Below are 21350 nucleotides of genomic sequence, written 5' to 3' on the forward strand. Positions count from 1 at the left end.
GCTTCCACGAAAGCCCGGGGCAGCGCCGCGCACACCGCGCGGCGTGCCACGAACAGCGCAGAGACAGGGGTACCACCCATGCGTCGCCTCACCCGCTCGATCGCGGCCGCGATCCTCGCCCTGCCATTGGCCCTCGCCGTCGCCCCACCCGCCAACGCCGCCCGCGCCGGAGACCCGGTCTCCATGACCAGCGGCTTCTACGTCGACCCCGCCTCCACACCGGGCGCCTGGGCCGCCGCCAACCCGCACGACGGGCGGGCCGCGGCGATCACCTCCTCGATCGCCTCCGTTCCCATGGCCCGCTGGTTCGGGTCCTGGAGCGGCAGCATCGGCCCGGCCACCGGCTCCTACGTCGGCCGGGCGGACCAGCAGGACAAGCTGCCCGTCCTCGTCGCCTACAACATGTACGGGCGCGACGCCTGCGGCGGGCACTCCTCGGGCGGCGCGGCCTCGCCCGCCGAGTACGCGACGTGGATCGGCGCCTTCGCCGGGGGCGTCGGCCACCGCCCGGCCGTCGTCATCCTGGAACCGGACTCCCTCGGCGACTACGACTGCATGAGCCCGGACGAGATCGCCGAGCGCCGGGGCATGCTGTCCAACGCCCTCACGCAGTTCCGGAACCAGGCCCCCAACACGTGGGTGTACATGGACGCGGGCAACCCGGGGTGGCTCGACGCCGCGACCGTGGCCGAGCGCCTGCACCAGGCCGGGCTCAGCGGGGCCCGGGGGTTCTCGCTGAACGTGTCGAACTACTTCACCACCGGGGAGAACACCGCCTACGCCCAGAGGATCAACCAGGTGCTCTCCTCCCGGTACGGGTACACGAAGCCGTTCGTGGTGGACACCAGCCGCAACGGCAACGGGTCCAACGGGGAGTGGTGCAACCCGGCGGGGCGCAGGCTGGGAACGCCCACGCGGCTGGGCGGCGGGGCTGAGATGCTCCTGTGGATCAAGACCCCGGGCGAGTCCGACGGTGACTGCGGTGTCGGACAGGGGTCCCGGGCCGGGGACTTCCTGCCGGAGGTCGCGTACAGGATGATCTACGGGTACTAGCCCCCGGCCCGTCCGCGCGCCGCCCGGGACCGGGCGGCGCGCGGTCAGGCGGCGCGCGGTCGGCCGAGCCGGTCGCGCGCCCTCTTCGGGGAGCGGGCGCGGCGGTGCATGCCCCGGAAGGGACACTCCTCCCGCTCCAGGTCCAGGCCGAAGGCGCGGGGCGACTCCAGGCCGTCCAGCTCCTCCCAGAACAGCGGCGCGGCCACCGGGGCGCCCTCGCGGACCCGGACCGAGTAGGGGGCGACCGCCAGCTGCTCGCGGCCGTTGCGGAGGTAGTCGACGAACAGGCGGCCCTCACGCTTGTTCTTGCGCACCTCCGTGGTGCGCTCCCCGGGTGCGCGCTCGGCCACCCGTTCCGCGAGGAGCTTCGCCAGGTCCCGGACCTCCTGGTCGTCCAGCTCGGGGCGCAGCGGCGAACGGACGTGCAGGCCCTTGGAGCCGGTGGTCATGACGTAGGCGGCCAGGCCCGCCTCCTCCAGGACCTCGCGAGCGTCCCGGGCGGCCGCCTTGCAGGCGGCGAACGCGCCGGGGTCGGTGTCGGGCGGGTCCAGGTCGAGGATCAGGAGGTCGGGCCGGCCCAGGCGGGGTTCGCGGGACTGCCAGGCGTGCAGGGTGATCGCGGCCTGGTCGGCGCACCACACCAGGGTGGCGGCGTCGCGGGCCTCCATCATCGGCTCGCCCTCGATCTCCAGGGTGCGCACCCAGTCGGGCACCGAGGGGTGCTTGACGAAGAACCCGGTTTTGCCGACGCCGCCGGGATAGCGCTCCAGCGCCACCGGGCGGCCCTTGAGGTGCGGCAGCATCAGCGGCGCGATCCGCAGGTGGTAGCGGGCCAGGTCCTCCTTGGTGGGGCCGCCCGCCCCGAAGAGCTCCTTGTCCGGGCGCTTCACCTCGACCACCCGGCGCCCCGCCCGGATCCTCACACCGTCCCCCACGGCGACCACCTCCCGGAGGTCCCCTACCCACACGGAGGAAAACCGTTCACCCGGAGCCCGGCAGGGCCGTGACGTGCGAGCACACCACTCCCGGCCCGGCCCCAGAGGGGGTCGGCCCACCCGACCGGGGCCCTCAACCACAGCCGGAGGCATCGCTGCTCCCCCGCCCAGAGGGGTTTCCCACCCGACCGGGAACCTGAGCCACTGCCGGAGGGCATCGCAGCGCCCCCGCCACAGGGGGTGAAGGCCGCGGGTGGCTTCCCGCTGCGGCCCGAGGGGTGTCCCATGCTCTTTCAACGCTGTGATGGGTGGCGGGTGTGTCTGTCGGGGGCCGAGCCGCGACCGGAGGGCGGATCATCTCCTTCGACCCCAGGGGGTGGGGATGGGCGTTCCCACCGCCCCGGACACACGGGGGTGAGGGCCGCACGTACCTGCCGGCCCCGGCCCCAGGGGGTTTCTCACCCGACCGGGGCCCTCAGCCACAGCCGGAGGGCGTCGCTGGGCCCCCGCCCCAGGGGGTTTCCCACCCGACCGGGGCCCCGAGCCACAGCCGGAGGGCATCGCTGGGCCCCCGCCCCAGGGGGTGAGGGCCGCAGGCGGCTTCCCGCCCCGGCCCCAGGGGGGTTGGTGCACCCGACCGGGGCCTCGGCCCCAGGGGGTGAAACGGACTGTGAGGTTTCCAAGACGTCCGCCATGTGGGAACGGCGGTCTGTGGTCGCAGCCACAGGTGACTGGTTTCCAAAAGCCCGATCGCTTGTGAAGGTACAGCCGCGGAGCGTGGATCCGTCCCCGCGCAGTCAGCCTCCGGCAGAGCGCCGGGCGGTTTCGTTGGGCGCACGTGGTGGGTGGTGGGGGTGCGCTTTCCGGGGACGGGTCCGCGCGAGGTGCGCACACCCGCACCGGTTGGAAAGGTTGTGGGCGCCGGCGGCGGTGAGGGCGCTCCACGCTGTCGCCTACTCCCGCGGATGACCGCGGTACGGACGGGAGCGGGGGTGAAGGCCGCACGCACCCGCGGCATCAGCCAGAGGGGGGTTGGGGAGGAGGAACCGCAACCCCCGCCCCAGAGGGTGTTGCCGCACGTTCCCGCGACCTCGGCCACAGCCCGGACACCGGACCGCGACCTCCACCCCAGGGGGTGTGAGAAGGAAGGCCCGCGACCCCTGCCCCAGGGAATGAAAGCGGTGCATACCCACAGCCTCGGCCACAGCCCGGATACAGGACCGCGACCCCGGCCACGGCGGGGTGAAGGTACGCGGTCTCTCCTCCGGGCCTGGGCGGGGCTCGCGAGCACGTGCACGTTCACCCCCTGTGGCTCGGGGCTGTGGGCACGCGCGGCTTTCACCCCCTGAGGCTGAGGTGCGAGGTCCTGTGCCCGGTCTGGGGCCGGGGTCGCGGGAACGTGCGGCGAAACCCCCTCGGGCGAGGGGCGCGGTCCCCCCTCCCTCACCCCCTCGGGTTGGTACCGCGCGTGCGCGCGGCCTGCACCCCCTGAGGCTGAGGTGCGCGGTCCTGTGCCCGGTCTGGGGCCGGGGTCGCGGGTACGTGCGGCTTTCACCCCCGCTCCCGTCCGTACCGCGGTCACGTGCGGGAGTAGGCAACAGCGTGGAGCCCCCGCACCGCCGCCGGCGCCCCCAACCTTTCCAGCCGGTGCGGGTGTGCGCGCTCCGCGTGCACCCGGCTCCGGCATACACACCCCCACCACCCGCCACGCGCGCCCAACGATTCCCCCCGGCGGTCTGCCGCACACCGACTGCGGCCGGGGCCGGGCCCACCCGGCGCGGACCGCCCACCCCAAGCGGCCGAGCTCTTGGAAACCTACAACTACCTCGGCGAAGACCCCCTGGGGCCGGGCACCCCACTGGCCTGGCACGGCTGGGGCGGAGGTTTCCAATCGGGTGAGAAACCCCCTGCGGCACAGGAAGCGGTTCACCTTCCGGCTGTGGCGGAGGCCCCGGTCGGGTGGGAAACCCCCTGCGGCGCAGGAAGCGGTTCACCTTCCGGCTGTGGCTGAGGAACCCGGTCGGGTGGGAAACCCCCTGGGGCGGAGGTAGCGGTCTACCTCCCGGCGGTGGCTGAGGTTCCGGTCAGGCGGGAAACCCCCTGCGGCCAGATCCCGCAGATACGCGCGGCCCCACCCCCATGTGCGCGGGGCAGCGGGAACGCCCACCCCCGCCCCTGGGGTCGAAGGAGATGATCCGCCCTCCGGTAGTGGCTCGGCCCCCAACAGACCGACCCGCCACCCACCACAGCGTTGGAAGAGCATGGGGGTGCCTCTCGGGCCGGGACGGGAAGCCACCTGCGGCCCCCTGGGCCGGGGGTCCAGCGATGCCCCCTGGCTGTGGCCAAGGGCCCTGCCAGGTGGACACCCCCTACGGCGGTTCACCTTCCGGCTGTGGCTGAGGCTGAGGCTCCCAGTCGAGTGGGAACCCCCGCGGCGAAGCCCCCGTTCACCCCCCGCTCAGCGCCGCCCTGGGACCGGACCCGCGACCGATCTCGTCCACGTCGACAGTGGTCAGCGCTTCGGCCACGGGAACACCCGTGCGCTCGGCGGCGGCCAGTCGTTCCCTGACCTGCGCCATGGTGCGTGGCCGCCATCCCGGGCCGTCGCAGCAGGTGGAGTGGAAGGTGACCCCGGCACGGAGCAGCGTCCCCAGCACCCGCCATCCGGCGTCATCTCCGCGCCGGGGCACCTCCAGATCGCTCCCGGCGTCGATCAGCTCGCCCGCACAGTTCGGGCACACCCGGGCGCGCGGTTCATCGACACGGTGCTTGAACCCGATCCGGCATTCCAGGCACACGTGATGGCGTCCGAGGTGGGTGGGGCGGGTGCACATGCGGGCAGTATCGCCCGGGTCTCCACCTGCCCGCAAGACCACGGGGACCGTTCCGCTTCGGCTCCCCTCCCCCGGATCCGCTCACCGTCCCGAACCCCGCCATTCGGGGGCGAGGATCGCCCAGATCTGCTTGTCGTAGCGCACACCCCGGTACTGCCATGCCTCGCGGCGTACGCCCTCCAACGTCATGCCGAGCCGCTCGGCCACCGCCGAACTGCGGTCGTTGTCGGCACGGCAGTGCCATTCGGCCCGGTGCAGCCCCCGGAACGTCAGCGCCCAGTCCAGCAGCACCCCGCACGCCTGCGTGACCAGCCCGTGCCCCTCGGCGGACGGCTCGAGCCAGCAGCCGATCTCGCACGTGCCGCCGACGGGGTCGAAGGCCGTGAACATCACGCCGCCGACGAGCACCCCGTCCATCCGGATGCCGTACAGGCGGGCACCGTCCTGGGCCTGGTGTTCGGCATACCGTCTGAGCGTGGCCCTCGCCCCCTCCACGTCGTCCGTGACGAAGGTGGGTCCGACCCAGGGGCGGATGTGTTCGCGGGCCCGGTCCAGGTGGTCGGCGAATTCCTCGGCGTGCCAGATCTCGAGCGGAGCGAGGCGGGCACCGTCGCGCAGCGACAGTGAGAACATGGAACCTCCCCATTCACATAACAAGCGTTATGGAAAAGTACCGTAGTCGTATGCCACGAACCAAGGGAGACCATGAGGCCCGCCGACGCGATGTCTCCGCGGCCGTCTGGCAGGTGATGGCCACCCGCGGCTTCGCCGGCCTGACCCTGCGCGCCGTCGCCGCCGAGCTCGGCGCGACCACCGGCCTGCTCACGCACTACTTCCCCACCAAGCGCGCCCTGGTGGAGTACGCGCTCGACCTGCTGGAGCAGCGCACCGTCGACCGTCCCCGCCGCCGAACGGGCGAAGGCCTGGCCGCTCTCAGGGACGCGCTTCTGGACATCCTGCCGCTGACCCCCGAGGCCGCCGACACCAACCGCATCTGGGTCTCCTCCTGGGACACCGCGCTCTCCGAGCCCGCTCTGAGCGGCGCCTACGCCCGCAAGTACGCGCAGAGCCGGCAGCGGCTGACCGAGCGCGTCATCGCAGCCCAGGAATCGGGCGAACTCCCCTCCGGCGAGCCCGCCGACATCGCGGCCCGGGCCCAGGCCTTCGTCCTCGGCCTGGTGGTCCAGGCCCTGTTCGATCCGGCGGCGTTCCCACCCCGGCGGCATATCGAACTCCTGGACGAACATCTGGCCGCCCTGGCCGCCTCGCACCGGCCGAGGCCGCCGCTCGGGCGGTGAACACCTGCCGGGCCGACCGGCTCGTGCCCGGCCGGAGCGGAGGACGGCCTCCTGCCGGAGAGCGCCCCGGCAGCCCGGGATCTCCAGATCGCGCACCACCGTGAGAATGCGGCGCGTGCCCCGCCCCCGGGGAGCCGCGCTTTCGGATGGCGGGCGCACACCCGCGTGCGCCCGCCCCGGGGACCGGCCGGAACCGCGCGGGTCAGTCGCGGGCCGGGCCGAGGGTCCCGCGGAAGAGGCGCCGCACACCGGCCAGGAGCGATCCCAGGATGAAGGACTGGACCAGGGCGCAGACGACGAGCCCGACGCCGAGGAACCACAGGGGCGCGTCCAGCCCCCAGACCGCGTCGGCGATGGTCGTCACGGCCGCGAAGGCGGGGAAGGTGAACAGGGCGGGCCACACCCAGACGAATCCGGGGTCGGCGCTGAACGCGGTGACGGCCGCGGCCATCACGATGGAGCTTCCGACGAGCCCGAGGTAGATCGCCGAGGCCGGGTTGGCGAAGGTCAGCCGGACGAGGGGATGAGCGTTCATCGTCTCCCTTGGTGAAGAGGTGGAATGCCCTCCATGGTGGGGCGCGGCCGCTCCCCTGTCGTGAGTACCCGTACTCAGGGGGAACGCGGCCCCTCCCGCCACATCCGTGCCCGACCTGGCGTTCCCCTGGCTCGTACTCGCCGCCTGGGCGGCCGGCGGGCTCCCGTCGACCCGGGCGAGCGGCGGCCCGTCGGCGTCCGAACCGCCCGGTCCCGTGCCCCGGGCCGGTCGCGAAGACCCCTCCCGTCGCCGCGGAAAACCGGGAAACCCCCACCGGCCCCGCCCGCAGGTGTGAGGATCGGACCATGCAGAAACCGATACCGCTCCCCGCCGCCGACGCCGCCGAGCGCCTCGCCGACGACATGAGGAACGAGCGCGTCTACGTCTTCTGCCCGAACAGGTTCTGGTCCTCGGTCCTGGTCGGCTGCGACGGCGGCACCCTCTACCTGCCCACCGCCCTGGGGGTGGTGTTCGTCGAGGAGACGAACACCGAACCGATGTGGGAGGTCGTGGACTCCCTCCCCCGCCCCATCGAGGCCGGGGAGTCGGTCCTCACCTGGCCCCGGACCCCCGAGGGCCACCGGGAGCTCCTCTCCGCGGGGATCGACAACACCCCTCCGCCACAGGAGGCCGGTTCGCTCCCGCTGCTCCTCATCCCCGAGGAGGGCCGGAGTCCGCGCATGCCCAAGCTGCTCACGGACGCGATCTCGGTGTACGAGCCGGTCTCGGCCGCGCGCATCCGCGCCCGCGCCCGCCACGTCACCTGAGCCCCGCGCCCGGCCGCTGCGCCCGCCGGCGCCCCTCCCGCCGGGTCCCCACCCACCGGGGCGCCGGCGTCAGGCCTGCTCGGTGTCGGTGCCCTCGCGCGGCGGGGCGGGGGCCGGGCGGGCCGGCGCGTCCGCGGGGTCGATCTGGCCGTACCCCATGGCCACGTAGTACTCCTCCAGCGTGGCGTACCCGGCCCGCCGGGCCACGCTGATCATGTCCCCCGACGACTCCGCCTCGATCAGGCTCCGGTCGCCGCCCATGGAATCCGCCATCCTGCGCCGTCCCGCGACCTCGGCGCGCTCGCGGTCCCGGGTGCGGTGCCACGCCCCGATCGCCACCCGCGCCTTGCCGGTGCGCACCGACTCCAGCCACGCCCGGTCCGGGCCCGGTTCGGCCTTGGTGATGATCTGGACGGTGTCGCCCTCCCGCACCTGGGCGCTGGGCAGCGCCAGCCGCCCGTTGACCGTCGCCGCCGAGAACCGGTCGCCGATCTCGTTGTCCAGGGCGTAGGCCACGTCCACCGGGGTCGACCCCTCGGGCAGCATGAGGACCACACCGTCCGCGGTGAGCACCGTGATGCTGTCCGCCAGGTCGGTACGCACCCCCTCCAGCAGCTCCTCCGCCGAGGCGCCCTCCTGCCAGCGCAGCAGCCGGGTCAGCCACTCCGGGTCGGTGGTGCCCCCGGCGGCCAGCCGCCCGTCGCGGCCGGTGCGCTCGTGGATCTCGGCGATGATCCCGTACTCCGACACCTGCTGGGCGCGGTTGTCGCAGATGATGATCTGCACCCGGTGCCCGGTGTCGGTGAGCACGGTCGTGTGCAGCGCCCGGTACAGGTTGTACTTGGGCGAGGCGATGAAGTCGCGGAACTTCGCGGGGACCGGCTGCCACCGGCCGTGGACCGCCCCGAGCGCCAGGTAGGCGTTGCGCTCCTCGCCGCGGACCACCACCAGGTACCGCACGGTCGCCTGCGGGTCCAGGGCGGCCAGCGGGGCGCCGGAGTGGAAGACCGACGCCAGGTGGCGCGGGCGCACCTCCACGTCCGCCTTGACCCGGAACGCCGCCAGGCTGTCGCGCAGGGCCACCGTCAGGGCCTCGGTCTCCGGCCGCGCGCGCCCCCGGACCAGGGCGGCGCACTCGCGGGTGCGCTCGAACTCCTCGGTCTCCAGGTACTCGAAACACAGGTCCTCGAGTTCCCGTTTGAGCTTGTACACGCCCAGCCGCTCGGCCAGCGGGATGAGCAGCTCCCGGGTGCCCCTGGCGATCTTCACCCGCTTGTGCGGCGGCTGGAACTGGAGGGTGCGCAGGTTGTGCACCCGGTCGGCGAGCTTGATCAGCAGGACCCGCAGGTCGTCGCGGGCGGCCACGACCATCTTGCGGAAGGTCTCGCCGGCGGCGGCGCTGCCGTACATGGACCGGTCGACCTTGGTGACCCCGTCGACCATGACGCCCACCTCGGTGCCGAACTCCGCGGCGAGGTGGGCGAGGCTGAACGGGGTGTCCTCCACGGTGTCGTGCAGGAGCGCGGCGACGAGGGTGGCGGTGTCGAGGCCGAGCTCGGCGAGGATCGTGGCGACGGCCAGGGGGTGGATGATGAAGGGCTCGCCGCTCTTGCGCTTCTGCTCCCGGTGCAGGTGGTCGGCGACGGCGTAGGCGCGCGCCAGCAGGGCGGTGTCGGCCTTGGGGTACCAGCGCAGGTGCTCGGCGATGAGCGGTTCGGCCTCGGAAGCGGGGCGGGTGGTGGCCTTGGCCTGGTTGAGCCCGCGCCACCACTCGGTGGAGGCCGTCACATCCACATCGGGAGCACCCATATGGACCCCTTCCCATCGCGCTGCGGACCGGGTATTCCGCTAAGCCTACTTATCCCCGCGCGCCTCCGGCCCACGAACCCCGCAACCCGCTCCGGAACCGGCTGCGGGCAGGGGATCGCCGTTCCCGGGAGAGGTGGGTCACCCCGTCCCCGCTCCCCCGGCCCGGGACGCGCGAACGCCCGGCCAGGGTCCTGGCCGGGCGTTCGGGGGTCGCGAGCGCGGCGCCCGCGCCGCCCGCGACCGGCGGCGGCCGGTCACGGGTGGGTGCGGCTACTTGCGCTTCTTGATCTCCTCGGTCAGCTGCGGGGCGACGGTGTGCAGGTCGCCCACGACACCGAAGTCCACCAGCTCGAAGATCGGCGCCTCGGGGTCCTTGTTGACCGCGACGATGTTCTTCGAGGTCTGCATGCCGGCCCGGTGCTGGATCGCGCCGGAGATGCCCAGGGCGATGTACAGGTTCGGGCTGACCGTCTTGCCCGTCTGGCCGACCTGGAACTGGTTCGGGTACCAGCCGGAGTCGACGGCGGCGCGGGACGCGCCGACGGCGGCACCGAGCGAGTCGGCGAGGTTCTCGACGACGGTGAAGTCGTCGGAGCCCACGCCGCGGCCGCCGGAGACCACGACGGCGGCCTCGGTCAGCTCGGGGCGCTCGCCCTGCTCCTGGACGACGCGCTCGACGACCTTGGCGGTCTTGGCGGCGTCCGACAGCTCGACGGTGACGGCCTCCTCGGCGGCGGCGCCGGCGGCGGCCTCGGCCGGGATGGAGTTCGGGCGGACCGCGATGACCGGGACGCCGGTCCGGACGCGGCCGTGGGTGACGGTGGCGCCGCCGAAGATGCTGTGCTCGGTGACCAGGTCGGCGTTGACGTCGACCACGTCGGTGAGCACGCCCGAGCCCAGCTTGACGGCGGTGCGGCCGGCGATCTCCTTGTTCTCGGCGGTGGCCGAGACGAGGACGGCGGCGGCGCCCTTGTCCTGGGCGAGCTTGGCGAGCAGCTCGGCCTTGGGCGCGACGACGTAGTCGTTGAGCTCGGCCGGAGCGACGTAGACCTTCTCGGCGCCGAACTCGGCCAGCGCGGCCTTGCCCGACTCCGCACCTTCGCCGACCCAGACCGCGGCGGGCTCGCCGATGCGGCGCGCGGCGGTCAGCAGCTCGGTGGTGACCTTCTTGACCTGTCCGTCGACGTGGTCGACGAGGACGAGGACCTCAGCCATAATCCTTGAACCTTCCTGAGTCTCTCGCCTGACCTACACGAACTTCTTCTCGGCGAGGAAGTCGGCGATCTTCACGCCGCCGTCGCCCTCGTCCTTGACGATCGTGCCCGCGGCGCGCGGCGGCGCGGCGGCGAAGTCGACGGTCTCGGTGGTGGCGTTGGCCAGTCCGACCTTGGCGGTGTCGATGCCGGCGTCGGCCGCGGACTTCTTGTCCACCGGCTTCTTCTTCGCCTGCATGATCAGCTTGAAGGACGGGTAGCGCGGCTCGTTGATCTTCTCCACGACGGAGACGACGGCGGGCAGCTGCGCCTCGACGACGTCGTAGCCGTAGTCGGTCTGCCGCTGGATCCTGATGGCGCCGCCGTCCACGTCGACCTTGCCGGCCAGCGTGAGCTGGGGCAGGCCGAGGTACTCGGCGAGCGCGGCGCCGACGACGCCGGTGCGGGCGTCGGTGGACTCCGAGCCCAGGACGACGAGGTCGAACTCCAGGGTGCCCAGGGCCTGCGCGAGCGCGTAGGCGGTCTGGAGGGAGTCCGAGCCGTGGAGGGCGTCGTCGTTGACGAAGACGGCCTTGTCGGCGCCCATGGACAGCGCCTTGCGGATCGAGTCCGTGGCCTGGTCCGGCCCCATCGTCAGGATGGTGACCTCGCCGCCGTGCTTCTCCTTGAGCAGGAGGGCTTCCTCGATCGCGTACTCGTCGAGCTCGTTGACGACGCCGTCGGACGCTGCGCGGTCCAGCGTGTTGTCGGCGGCGTTGAGCTTCCGTTCGGTCGCCGTGTCCGGGACCTGCTTGACCAAAACGACAATATTCATGGCCGGTGGCCGACCTCCCTGCACTCCATGATCCGCCGTGCGGCGGCCGGACGCTGGCGCGCCCCGTACTGCCCAACAATGTCGAACGACGTTCGGTCATCCGACGGCGGGTCCGGTCTTTCCGGTCGATCGGCCCCGCGGTGTGCTCATAGTCCAGATGTTACTGGCTAGTAGCATGAAGGCCAACCCGCGGCCCCCGCTTTTACTTAGGAAACCCTAACCCCTACGGATAGCGCGAACCGAACGAGCGGCGCCATCAGGCGTTCCACCGGTTCTGCGGGCCGTGCGCGCGCGGGGTCGGAGGCCCTTCTCACACCTTAACCACCGCGTGCCGCGGCCCCGCAGCCGCACCGCCCCCGCACCGGGGCGATCGGCGGCCCCCACGGCTCCCCCGGCCCGGCGGCCCCGCCGCCCCCACGGCCCCCGCACTCCCCCGGAAACGGGGGCGCCCCCGCTCTCCGAGGAGGAGCGGGGGCGTCCGGGACGCGCGGCGGGCGTCAGCCGCCGAACCAGTCCGAGGGGCCCCGGAGCGGCCCCAGGCGCCAGTCCGGCGCGGAGCCGAAGCCGAACGACAGGATGAGCATCGTCAGCAGCACCACCGCGACGATCACGCCGATGTACAGGTACAGGTTGCGGAACCGGACCCGCTCCACCAGCCACACCGCCTGGTGCCGGGCCTGGCGGCCGCTGGGCATCAGGTAGCTGAGCAGCATCGTCACGAACACCGCGAACCCGCCGATGTAGTTGGCCCCGGAGTCGCCGGTCTCCACGATCTGGGCGTAGACCAGGCCCACGAGGATGCCCGCCACCAGGTACACCAGGCCGAACCCGACGGTGCGCAGCAGCATCCGCCCGAACGCCCAGGGGAAGCTGAGCGCCACCACCACGCTGTCGGAGTTGCGCGGGCCGCGCGTCTGGAGCCGCTTGGCGTGCTCGGCCTTGACCACGTCCAGCGCGCTCAGCCCGGCGATGACCAGGATGCCCAGCAGGATGCCGATCCACGGGAACACCAGGCCCAGGCCGGCCAGCGCCAGCACCACCGGGATGAGGATCAGCGGGTGCATCTGGTACACCCGCTCCTCGTACTCCTCGCCGTCCCCGTCCTCGTAGAGGGAGTCGTACTCGTCGTACTCGCCGGTGTTGTTGTCGCCCCGGAAGTAGCCGCCCATCCGGTCGTTGCCGCCGCGACGGAAGCGGTTCAGCCAGCCGCCCTGCTCCTCGTCGTCCTCGTCGAACTCCTGCGTGTGCCGGCTGCGCCCGCCGTCCTCGTCGACGGGGGTGAGGATGTCCGAGAAGTCGCCCTTGTGCAGCGGCGTGTTGAAGAACTGGGTCTGCGGCGACTCGTACTGCTGCTCGTACGGCTCCTCGTAGTCGAGTGAGGAGCGCTTGCCCCGCGCCGTCTCGCGCGGGTCGAGCATCATGGTGCCCTGCGGGTCGTCGGAGCCGCCGTTCACCGGGTCGAGCATCATCGTGCCCTGCGGGTCGTTGGAGCCGCCCTCCGCCGGGTCGATCCGCACGGTGCCCTGGTCGTCGCCGGCGGACACCGGGGTGAAGCGCTGCGTTCCCGCGTCGTCGGCGAGCGGGTCGATCCGCATGGTGCCCTGCGGGTCGTCCAGGTCGTCCGCCCCCGCGGGGGCGATCCGCTCCGTGCCCCGGTCGCCCGGGTCGTCGAAGCGGCCGGGGCCGATGCGCTCGGTGCCGGCCCCGCCCAGGTCGTCGGTGGCCTCCTCACCGGCGCCCCAGCCGCCGGACAGGTCGTCCGTGGCCTCGTCCTCCCAGCCGCGGCCGCGGCCGCCCGAGAGGTCGTCGGTGGCCTCGTCGCCGGGCAGTCCGCCCGACTCCGAGCGCGCCTCCCGGCGCTGGTCGCCCGGAGCGGACCAGGCGCTGGCCGCGGGGTTGGGACCGCTGGTCCAGCCCTCGCCCCCGCCCTGCGTCATCCGGCTGGCCAGGTACCCGGCCGCGCCGCCCAGCGCCGCACCGCCCAGGGCCGCGCCCGCGGCGCCGCCCGCGCCCGACCCGGAGCCGCCCGGGTCCGCGGCGGCCGTGCCGCCGGTGTCGCTCCCGGGCACCGGCGAGTGGTAGACGGTGTGCCCGCCCGTCAGCCCCGCGGACTTGGCCCCGGGGTCCTCGGTCCAGGGCAGGTCGAGGTTGAGCCGCCCGGCCTCCTCCACCAGCTCGGCGGCGGTGGGACGGCGCCGCATGTCGCGGGAGACGGCGCGCGTGACCAGCGGCCGCAGCGCCTCGTGCATCCCGTCCATGTCGATCTCGCCGTTGAGGATGCGGAAGAAGATCACCTCGAAGGCGCCCGCGCCGTAGGGCGGGCGGCCGGTGGAGGCGAAGGCGACGGTGCCGCCCCAGGCGTGGATGTCGGTGGCCGGCCCCAGCGCGGTGCCCTCGATGACCTCCGGGGAGAGGTAGCTGGGCGTGCCGACGAAGGTGCCGGTCTGGGTGAGCTTGGCGCCGTCGACGGCGTGCGCGATGCCGAAGTCGATGACGATCGGCTCGCCGTTGGAGATGATGACGTTGCCGGGCTTGAGGTCGCGGTGGATGACGTCGACCGCGTGGATGTCCTTGATCGCCCGGGCCAGGCCGGTGATGAAGCGGGTGAGCGCGCGCCCGCGCAGCGGCCCGTGGTCGGTGACGGTGGCGTCCAGGGTGGGACCGGGGATGTACTCGGTGACCACCCAGGGCAGCTCGGCGTCGATGTTGGCGTCGATGACCTCGGCGACGTTGGGGCTCTGCACCCGGCGCATCGTCTCGACCTCGCGGGCGAGCCGGGCGCGGGCGATGCGGTCTCCGGCGACCTCGGGCTTGAGGACCTTCACCGCGACGAACTGCTGGGTCCGGGGATCTTCGGCCTGGTACACCACGCCCATGCCGCCCGATCCGATGCGGCGGCGGATCACGTAGTGGCCGATGCGCTCCGGCAGCTCCTCACCCATGGGGAAACCTGCCGACATTGCCATCGAGTACTCATCCCCTCAAAAGACCGCATAACCGCCACGTCCAGCTTATCGGCCGGGGGAATGGGTCACCATTGGCTTGTACGGGCCCCGATGGGGCCGTTGTGGTCTGTTCGGCTCCGCCGGGAAGTCTGGGGGCTCCGGCGGTCGGTCCCTCGTCGGACGACCACCACCGAGTATGACGGAAAATCCGGGCGTGCGGTTCCCCTCCACCTGTCCGAACTGGCCGGTTTCGGTCTCCGGGAAGGGTGTTTCGGTCCGTGTGTGCCCGTCCCACCCGCCCCGTCCTCCGTACCGGCCCCGCGGACCGGCGGCCCGTGCCGGGTCCCGCCGTGCCCCTTCTCACCCCGCGCCCCGCGGCCGGTGCCGCGGCACCGGCCGCGGGGCGGCCCCGGCGGGTCAGCGGCCGTTGAAGACCGCCTTGCCGGGCCCCTGCTCGATGAAGCTGCGCATGCCGGTCTTCTGGTCCTCGGTGGCGAACAGCCCGGCGAAGTGCAGGCGCTCGATCTCCAGCCCGGTGTCCAGGTCGGTCTCCATGCCGCGGTCCACGGCCTCCTTGGCGGCGGCCAGCGCCACCGCGGGGCCCTCGGCGAAGCGGGCGACGAAGGCCACCGCCTCGGCGTAGACGTCCTCGTCGGCGACGACGGCGTCCGCCAGGCCGATCTCCTTCGCCTCGGCGGCGTCCACGTGGCGGCCGCTGAAGATCATCTCCTTGGCGCGGGCCGGGCCGATGAGCCGGGGCAGCCGCTGGGTGCCGCCTGCGCCGGGGATCACGCCGAGCTGGATCTCGGGGACGCCCAGCTTGGCCTTGCTCCCCACCACCCGGAAGTCGGCGGCCAGCGCCAGCTCCAGGCCGCCGCCCAGGGCGTAGCCGGTGACGGCCGCGACCACGGGCTTGGGGATGCGCGCCACGGCGGTCAGCGCCTTCTGGAGGTCGCGGGCGTACTCCAGCATCTGCGCGTGGGTGCGCTCGGCCATCTCCTTGATGTCGGCCCCCGCCACGAAGAACCGCTCGCCGCCGTAGACCACGACCGCGCGGGCCGCCGGGTCGGCGGCGACCTGCGCGGCGGCCTCGGCGATCTCGGCGGTCAGTACCGCGTTGAGCGCGTTCACCTTGGGGCGGTCCAGCCGGATCACGGCGACCGCCGGGTGCTCGGGGTCGGTCTCCACGCGCACGAACTCGGCCACGTGCTCCACCTCTTCGCTTGTCGACGTCAGTGTCTGGGTCCCAGGGATTCCTATCACCCGGGTCACGAGAACAGCAGTACCAGGGTGCCCAGCCGGGCGGACAGCGTGTAGGCCGCCGCCAGCAGCAGCAACGCCCCGACCGGCAGCAGCGTGTCGGCGGTGCGCCAGCGGCTGTGCCGGGCGTGGCTGCGCCGTCCGGTGCCGAACGCGCGGGCGTCCATGGCGGTGGCCATGAGCGTCCCGGTGCGGATGGCCCGCACCAGCAACGCGAACATCCGCCCGAAGAACAGCGCGACCATCCGCGCCGGGTTGCGGCCCGCCTCCAGCCCGCGGGCCCGCCGGGCCAGGGTGATGGTGCGCCACTGGTCGGCCAGCAGCGGGACCAGCCGCAGCGCGGCCAGCACGCCCATGGCCGGGCGCTCGGGCACCCTCAGCCTCTGCACCAGGCCGTCGGCCATGTCGGTGGGGTCGCTCCCGGCGGCGGCGAGCAGCCCGGGCAGGGCGATGGCCAGCAGGCGCACCGCCGCCCCCACCGCCCCCTCCAGGCCCTCCTCGCCGTACAGGTAGTTGACCAGGCCGCTGGACAGGCCCATGAGGACGAACGGCCCGCCCAGGACCAGCAGGGTGCGCCGGTCCAGGCCGCTGAACGGCACCAGGGCCAGCACGCCCAGCAGCACCACGCCGCCGGTGACGGCGTCCACCGCCGGGACCAGGCCCAGGCCCAGGACCAGCGCGGCCAGCAGCTTGGCCGCGGGGTTGAACCGGGTCAGCCAGGTGCGGGCGCCGCCGTCCCCGGGCGCGTCGAAGGTCAGCGCGTCCGCGACCGGCGCGGCGGTCTCACGGTCGGCCACGGGTGCCCCCCTCCGCCGCGTCGGCGCGGCCCGTCTCCTCGGCCCGGCCGCCGGCGACCCGGATCCGCACGTCGGCCAGGCGGCGCAGCAGCAGCTCGTCGTGGGTGGCCATGACGACGGCGCGGCCCTCGGCCCGCAGTCCGCCGAGCAGTTCCACCAGCTCGGTCCAGGTCCGGGTGTCCTGGCCGAAGGTGGGCTCGTCCAGGACCAGCACGTCGGGGGCGTGCGAAGGGCCGGAACTCAGCGCGGTGGCGACCGAAAGCCGCCGTTTCTCTCCCCCGGACAGCGTGTACGGGTGCACGTCGGCCAGCGCGGTCAGCCGCAGGCGCTCCAGCAGCTCGCCGACCCACGCCTCGGTCTCCGCCTCGCCCCTCCCGGCGCGCAGCGGGGCGAACCTCAGCTCGTCCCGGACGGTGCCGGTGACGAACTGGTCCTCGGCGTGCTGGAACACGGTGCCCACGTGCCGGGCCAGCCTGCGTGCCGGCCAGCGCGCCAGCGGCCGCCGGTCGGCGTCGGCCAGCGGGCCGTGCGGGAGGACGGCGCCGCGGTGGGGCCGGGACAGCCCGGCCAGCAGGGTGAGCAGCGTGGACTTGCCGGCGCCGTTGGGCCCGGTCAGCGCGGTGGCGGTCCCGGCCCGCACCGCGACGTCCACGTCCTCCAGGACCGTGCGCCGGGGCGGGACGCGCACGCCCAGCCCGGGCGGGGTGCGGGCGTCCACCCCGGCGGCCCGCAGCAGCACCGGGCCGCCGGGGGCGGCTGCCAGGGAGGGGTCGGGCTCGTGCCCGGGCACCCACACGCCCTGCGCGGCCAGCGCGGCGCCGTGGGCGGCGAACACCTCGCGCGGCGGGCCGTCGGCGGCCACGCCGCCCCCGGCCTCCAGCACGACCACCCGGTCCACCAGGTCCACGACCTCGGCGACCCGGTGCTCCACCAGCACCATCGTCGCGGAGGTCCGCTCCAGCAGGCGGGCGAGCACCCCGCGCACGAGGGCGGCCCCGTCCGGGTCGAGGTTGGCGGTGGGCTCGTCGAGCAGCAGCAGGCGCGGGCGCATCGCCATCGCCCCGGCGATGACCAGGCGCTGCTTCTCGCCGCCCGACAGCGCACCGGTGGGGTGGCGCGGACCGTAGGGGAAACCGACGGCCTCCAGCGCCTCGCCCACCCGCTCGCGGATCTCCTCCGGCGGCACGCCCAGGTTCTCCGGGCCGAAGGCGACGTCGTCCCCGGCCCGGGCCATGACGATCTGCGACTCGGGGTCCTGGGCGACCAGCCCGACCTCGGCCCGGCCGCGGCGGGCCCGCTCCCCGTCCACCAGGAGCAGGCCCTCCTCCTCTCCGCCGATGGCGCCGTCGTCGCCGGTGAGCCCGGCCAGGGCGTGCAGCAGGGTGGACTTGCCGGTGCCGGAGGCGCCGAGCAGCAGCACCCGTTCACCGGGCCCGACGGCCAGGTCGACGCCCCGCAGGGTGTACGCGTCGCGGCCCGCGTGCCGCCATCCCCAGCCGGAGAGCTCGACGCGGGCGCCCGGGCGTCCTCGGTCGGCCACGGTCAGCCCTTGGCCGAGGCGAAGGGGGCCAGCGCGCCGGAGCGGGCCAGGGCGGTGGTGAGCAGGCGCGCGCCGACCCCGGCGATGACCGCGGCGCTGATCACCACGATGACCCCGTAGATCACCTGGTAGTGCAGCGGCCAGGTGACGTTGTAGGCGATGTTGTCGCGGATCGCCGGGGAGATCCCGGCGACGGCGGCGGCCAGGACGGCGACGCCCATGCCCCAGCGGCGGTAGCCGAAGGCCAGGAAGACCAGCTCGGGCAGGATGCCCTGGAGGGTGCCGTCGAGGAGGACCATGACCCCCCACTGGGTTCCCAGGACCGCCGACACCGAGGCGGCGGCGATCGAGGTCAGCAGGGCGGCGCCGGGCCTGCGGATGATGAGCCCGCCCAGGACGCCGGAGATCAGCCACATGCCGTAGACGGCCGCCTGCCCGGGCGGGAACGCCGCGAACAGCGGGGTGGTGATGGACCAGACGATGTTCCAGAGCCAGAACACGACGCCGACGGCGACGCCCAGCACGGCGGCGACGACGATGTCGACGGTGCGCCAGCCGCGTGCCCGCGACCTGATGTCGGCCCAGGTGCCACCGGGGGTGGTGTCGGTGCCCATTCGATGTGTCCCTTCGTCGGTGTGACGAGGGGCGGATACGGCCAAGAGCGGCACCGGGGCACTGCGGCGCCGGAAGCGGACCTCCGGCGCGCGAGACGCGCCACCGGTGGCGGTTCCCACGACTTCCTTCGCCGGCATTACCCGGATCAGGTGTGTAAGGGTCTGCGGACTCTCCGCACTCTCAGCGCTCACGCGCTCCCCTGTCGGTTCGCCACCATTATGCGCCATATGCCGGAGAAGGCCAGTCCTGCGCCGTCCCGTCTCACCTCCCGGGACGCCGCGGGGGCCGGCCCCGAACCGGGACCGGCCCCCGTCCCCTCCCCGGGGACTGCTCCGGAGGGCCCTCCCGGGCCCCTCCGCGCCTTGCGGTCAGGCGTCCTCGTCGCCCTCCTCCTTCTTCTTGGGCGGGGCCGCCGACGGGTCGCCGAAGCGGGGCGGCGACGGGGCGAAGGACTCCGCGGGCAGGTCGGCCGCGGCGCGGTTCATCGTGGCCTGCCAGATCGGCCCCGGCAGCGTGCCGCCGTAGACGATCCCGTAGTACCGGCCGCCGATCCACACCCCCTGGAGCGGGTTCTGCTCACCGCCCCGGATGTCGCCGACCACCACGGCCGAGGCCAGGTTGGGCGTGTACCCGGCGAACCAGGCGTAGGCCGCGCTGTCGGTGGTGCCGGTCTTGCCCGCGGCCGGGCGGCCGATGCCCAGGCCGTTCGCGGTGCCGCCCTTGAAGGTCTGCTGGAGCAGGTGGTTGACGCCGTCGGCCACGTGGGTCGGCACCGCCCCCTCCTCGCAGTGCGAGCGCATCCGGATCTCGCGGAAGTCCTCGTCGCCCTCGCGGCCGACGGTCACGGAGGACACCGGGCGCGGCTCGCAGTACTCGCCCCGCGCGGCGAAGGTGGCGTAGGCGTTGGCGACGGTGAGCGGGGAGACCTCCTGGTCGCCCAGGGTGAAGGAGCTCCACACGCCCAGCGGCTCGCCGTCGGCGCGGTGGATGCCGGTCCGCTCGGCCATCTCGGCGGTCTCGCACAGCCCCACCCGCCGCTGGAGCTGGGCGAAGTAGGTGTTCACCGACCCCTTGGTCCCGCTGATCATGTTGTGCGAGCCCGCGTCGCTCTCGCCCGCGTTGTTCACCTTCCACGTGGACATCGTCCCGCCCTCGCAGTTGGCCATCCCGCTCACGGAGACGCTCTTGGGCGAGTCGAAGCTGGTCCCGTACTTCAGCCCCTTGTCGAGCGCCGCGGCCAGGGTGAACGCCTTGAACGTGGACCCCGCCTGGTACCCGTGCGAGCCGCCGTCCTCATGGTCGACGGCCAGGTTGATGGAGGTCGTCCCGACCTCCTCCTCGTCGAACCCGTACCGCATGTTCTGGGCCATCGCCCGGACCTTGCCGGTCCCGGGCTCCACCAGTACCTGCGCGGCGAACTTGGTGGTGTCCCCCGGGGGCACCCGGGAGTCGATGGCCTCCTGCGCGGCCGCCTGCATCCCCGAGTCCAGGGTGGTGCGCACGGTGATGCCGCCGCGCCCGAGCAGGAACTCGCGCTCCGCGGGGTCCTCGGCCAGCTCCTCGGAGTCCTGGAGCCAGCGCATCACGTAGTCGCAGAAGAACGGCTGATCGCTGTGGTAGCAGCTGCCGCCGCGCGGCGTGGGGTCCAGCCGCAGGTCGGCCCCGCGGTACCGGTCGGCCTCCCCCTCGGACAGGTGGCCGGTGGCGACCATGCGGTCGAGCACCAGGTCGCGCCGTTCGGCGGCGGCCTCGGGGTTGGCCAGCGGGTCGTAGTAGGAGGGGGCGCGCACCAGGCCCACGAGGGTCGCCGCCTGGCCGGGGTCCAGCCGGTCCGCGGTGGTCGAGAAGTAGCGGCGGGCCGCGATCTCGATGCCGTGGGCGCCGGAGCCGAAGTAGGCGAGGTTGAGGTAGCCCTCCATGATCTCGTCCTTGCTCAGGCGGTCCTCGACGTCGATGGCGTAGCGCAGCTCGACGAGCTTGCGGACCAGGGTCCGCTCGCTGGCGCGCCGCACCCCCTCCTCGTCGGTGGCCTGCTCGATGAGCAGGTTCTTGACGTACTGCTGGGTGATGGTCGAGCCGCCCTGGGTGTCGCCCTGCGCGGTGCGCGTGGCGGCGCGCAGCAGGCCGCGCAGGTCGAGCCCGGCGTGTTCGTAGAACCGCTCGTCCTCGATCGCCATCAGCGCGGCCGGGACCCAGGGGCTGATGTCCGCCAGGCCGACGACCTCGCGTTCGCGCCGGGCCACCTCGGCGATGGGCTCGTGGTCGACGTCGGTGATGAGGACCCGCTCGGTCAGGCGGTGGATCTCCAGGTCGGCGGGCAGCGCCATGAACCCGGCCGCGGCGTCGCGGGCGGCCAGCCCCAGGCCGCCCGCCCAGGGCAGGATCAGCGCCGCGGTCAGCAGCCCCGCCAGCGCGCCCGTGCCCGCCAGCCCCAGGATCGTCCTGCGTCTCTCCTCCGGCCGGCCCTTCCGGTTCGGCTCCGTCACGTCGTCCCCCCAACGCCGTGTGGCCCCCGCCCGCGCTCGGCACGGGCGGGGCACTGCTGCGTCGACCACCCTCGCAGGGACGGGCCGCCACGGACGGCGCGGGATCGGGCGTGTCACTGAAACTCTTCATCAATCCATGGCAAAGCCAACAGATCGGACATCGCTCACGCCAGGTGCACTACTCAACGAAACGGGCATTTCAATTTCTCGACATCGAGACGAAACGAAGCCGCACGGCACGGCCCGCCGCACCGATGCACCGGATCCTGGACTAGCCGACTTCCGTGGATCATTCCGACACACGGGCATGTCCGCAATAAGGTCGGACCCCTCCTCCGGGCATTTGGTCATCCCTACCCATCCGCCACACCCCTGCAACATGACCGATGAGTTTTCCGACTTTTCACCACAGAGAATGGCAGAACAACCAGAGAGGCCCCCGAAACAC

The 21350-nt window shown here is 73.3% G+C and carries 16 protein-coding genes and 1 riboswitch; of the genes, 3 read left to right on the forward strand and 13 right to left on the reverse strand.

Annotation, left to right across the window (positions count from 1 at the left end; translation table 11 throughout):
• Window positions 1-78: 78 nt before the first annotated feature.
• On the forward strand, window positions 79-1053 hold the full coding sequence (locus KGD84_RS26430) for a glycoside hydrolase family 6 protein (RefSeq protein ID WP_220563061.1): 975 nt from the start codon (window positions 79-81) through the stop codon (window positions 1051-1053).
• Window positions 1054-1097: 44 nt separating this feature from the next.
• On the opposite strand, the gene ligD is transcribed toward KGD84_RS26430, so the two are convergent.
• The 3 genes from ligD to KGD84_RS26445 all read right to left on the reverse strand — a co-directional run bounded on the left by ligD (window position 1098) and on the right by KGD84_RS26445 (window position 5455).
• Window positions 1098-1988, reverse strand: coding sequence for a non-homologous end-joining DNA ligase (ligD, locus tag KGD84_RS26435; RefSeq protein WP_255646819.1), 891 nt, complete (start codon window positions 1986-1988; stop codon window positions 1098-1100).
• Between the two features lie 2447 nt (window positions 1989-4435).
• Window positions 4436-4822: a hypothetical protein gene (locus KGD84_RS26440; protein ID WP_255646820.1), complete on the reverse strand. Its 387-nt coding sequence runs from the start codon at window positions 4820-4822 to the stop codon at window positions 4436-4438.
• Between the two features lie 81 nt (window positions 4823-4903).
• On the reverse strand, window positions 4904-5455 hold the full coding sequence (locus tag KGD84_RS26445) for a GNAT family N-acetyltransferase (protein WP_220563063.1): 552 nt from the start codon (window positions 5453-5455) through the stop codon (window positions 4904-4906).
• Between the two features lie 50 nt (window positions 5456-5505).
• On the opposite strand from KGD84_RS26445, the gene KGD84_RS26450 reads away from it, so the two are divergent.
• Complete coding sequence (locus tag KGD84_RS26450; RefSeq protein ID WP_220563064.1) at window positions 5506-6120, forward strand: TetR/AcrR family transcriptional regulator; 615 nt, start codon at window positions 5506-5508, stop codon at window positions 6118-6120.
• A gap of 202 nt (window positions 6121-6322) precedes the next feature.
• Here KGD84_RS26450 and KGD84_RS26455 read toward each other — a convergent pair whose 3' ends face one another.
• Window positions 6323-6655: an SCO4225 family membrane protein gene (locus KGD84_RS26455; RefSeq protein ID WP_220563065.1), complete on the reverse strand. Its 333-nt coding sequence runs from the start codon at window positions 6653-6655 to the stop codon at window positions 6323-6325.
• A gap of 305 nt (window positions 6656-6960) precedes the next feature.
• Between KGD84_RS26455 and KGD84_RS26460 the strand changes: the two genes are divergently transcribed.
• Window positions 6961-7422 carry a hypothetical protein gene (locus tag KGD84_RS26460; protein ID WP_220563066.1) on the forward strand — a complete coding sequence of 154 codons (462 nt, stop codon included), beginning with the start codon at window positions 6961-6963 and terminating at the stop codon, window positions 7420-7422.
• 69 nt (window positions 7423-7491) lie between these two features.
• Here KGD84_RS26460 and KGD84_RS26470 read toward each other — a convergent pair whose 3' ends face one another.
• From KGD84_RS26470 to KGD84_RS26510, 9 genes are all read right to left on the reverse strand, one after another.
• Window positions 7492-9231 (reverse strand): RelA/SpoT family protein, encoded by a 1740-nt coding sequence (locus KGD84_RS26470; RefSeq protein WP_220563067.1) that lies wholly within the window; start codon window positions 9229-9231, stop codon window positions 7492-7494.
• A 270-nt stretch (window positions 9232-9501) separates the two neighbouring features.
• Complete coding sequence (locus tag KGD84_RS26475; RefSeq protein WP_220563068.1) at window positions 9502-10446, reverse strand: electron transfer flavoprotein subunit alpha/FixB family protein; 945 nt, start codon at window positions 10444-10446, stop codon at window positions 9502-9504.
• Between the two features lie 33 nt (window positions 10447-10479).
• Window positions 10480-11259 carry an electron transfer flavoprotein subunit beta/FixA family protein gene (locus KGD84_RS26480; RefSeq protein ID WP_220563069.1) on the reverse strand — a complete coding sequence of 260 codons (780 nt, stop codon included), beginning with the start codon at window positions 11257-11259 and terminating at the stop codon, window positions 10480-10482.
• A 497-nt stretch (window positions 11260-11756) separates the two neighbouring features.
• Entirely contained in the window at window positions 11757-14201 is a 2445-nt protein-coding gene (locus KGD84_RS26485; RefSeq protein ID WP_255646821.1) for a serine/threonine protein kinase, read from the reverse strand.
• A gap of 420 nt (window positions 14202-14621) precedes the next feature.
• Window positions 14622-15410, reverse strand: a complete 789-nt coding sequence (locus KGD84_RS26490) for an enoyl-CoA hydratase/isomerase family protein (protein WP_220563070.1) — start codon at window positions 15408-15410, stop codon at window positions 14622-14624.
• Window positions 15411-15472: 62 nt separating this feature from the next.
• Entirely contained in the window at window positions 15473-16261 is a 789-nt protein-coding gene (locus KGD84_RS26495) for an energy-coupling factor transporter transmembrane component T family protein (RefSeq protein ID WP_220563071.1), read from the reverse strand.
• Window positions 16248-17801, reverse strand: a complete 1554-nt coding sequence (locus KGD84_RS26500; RefSeq protein ID WP_220563072.1) for an ABC transporter ATP-binding protein — start codon at window positions 17799-17801, stop codon at window positions 16248-16250. Before KGD84_RS26500 ends, KGD84_RS26495 begins: the two co-directional genes overlap by 14 nt.
• Window positions 17802-17803: 2 nt before the next feature.
• The gene (locus tag KGD84_RS26505) at window positions 17804-18415 is read right to left on the reverse strand and encodes an ECF transporter S component (RefSeq protein WP_220563073.1); all 612 of its coding nucleotides are present in this window, start codon (window positions 18413-18415) and stop codon (window positions 17804-17806) included.
• Between the two features lie 106 nt (window positions 18416-18521).
• Window positions 18522-18627: riboswitch (TPP riboswitch) on the reverse strand.
• Between the two features lie 157 nt (window positions 18628-18784).
• A complete protein-coding gene (locus tag KGD84_RS26510) occupies window positions 18785-20902 on the reverse strand; it encodes a transglycosylase domain-containing protein (RefSeq protein WP_255646822.1) in 2118 nt (705 codons plus the stop codon).
• Window positions 20903-21350 lie beyond the last annotated feature (448 nt).

The organism is Nocardiopsis changdeensis (assembly GCF_018316655.1).
GTDB lineage: Bacteria > Actinomycetota > Actinomycetes > Streptosporangiales > Streptosporangiaceae > Nocardiopsis > Nocardiopsis changdeensis.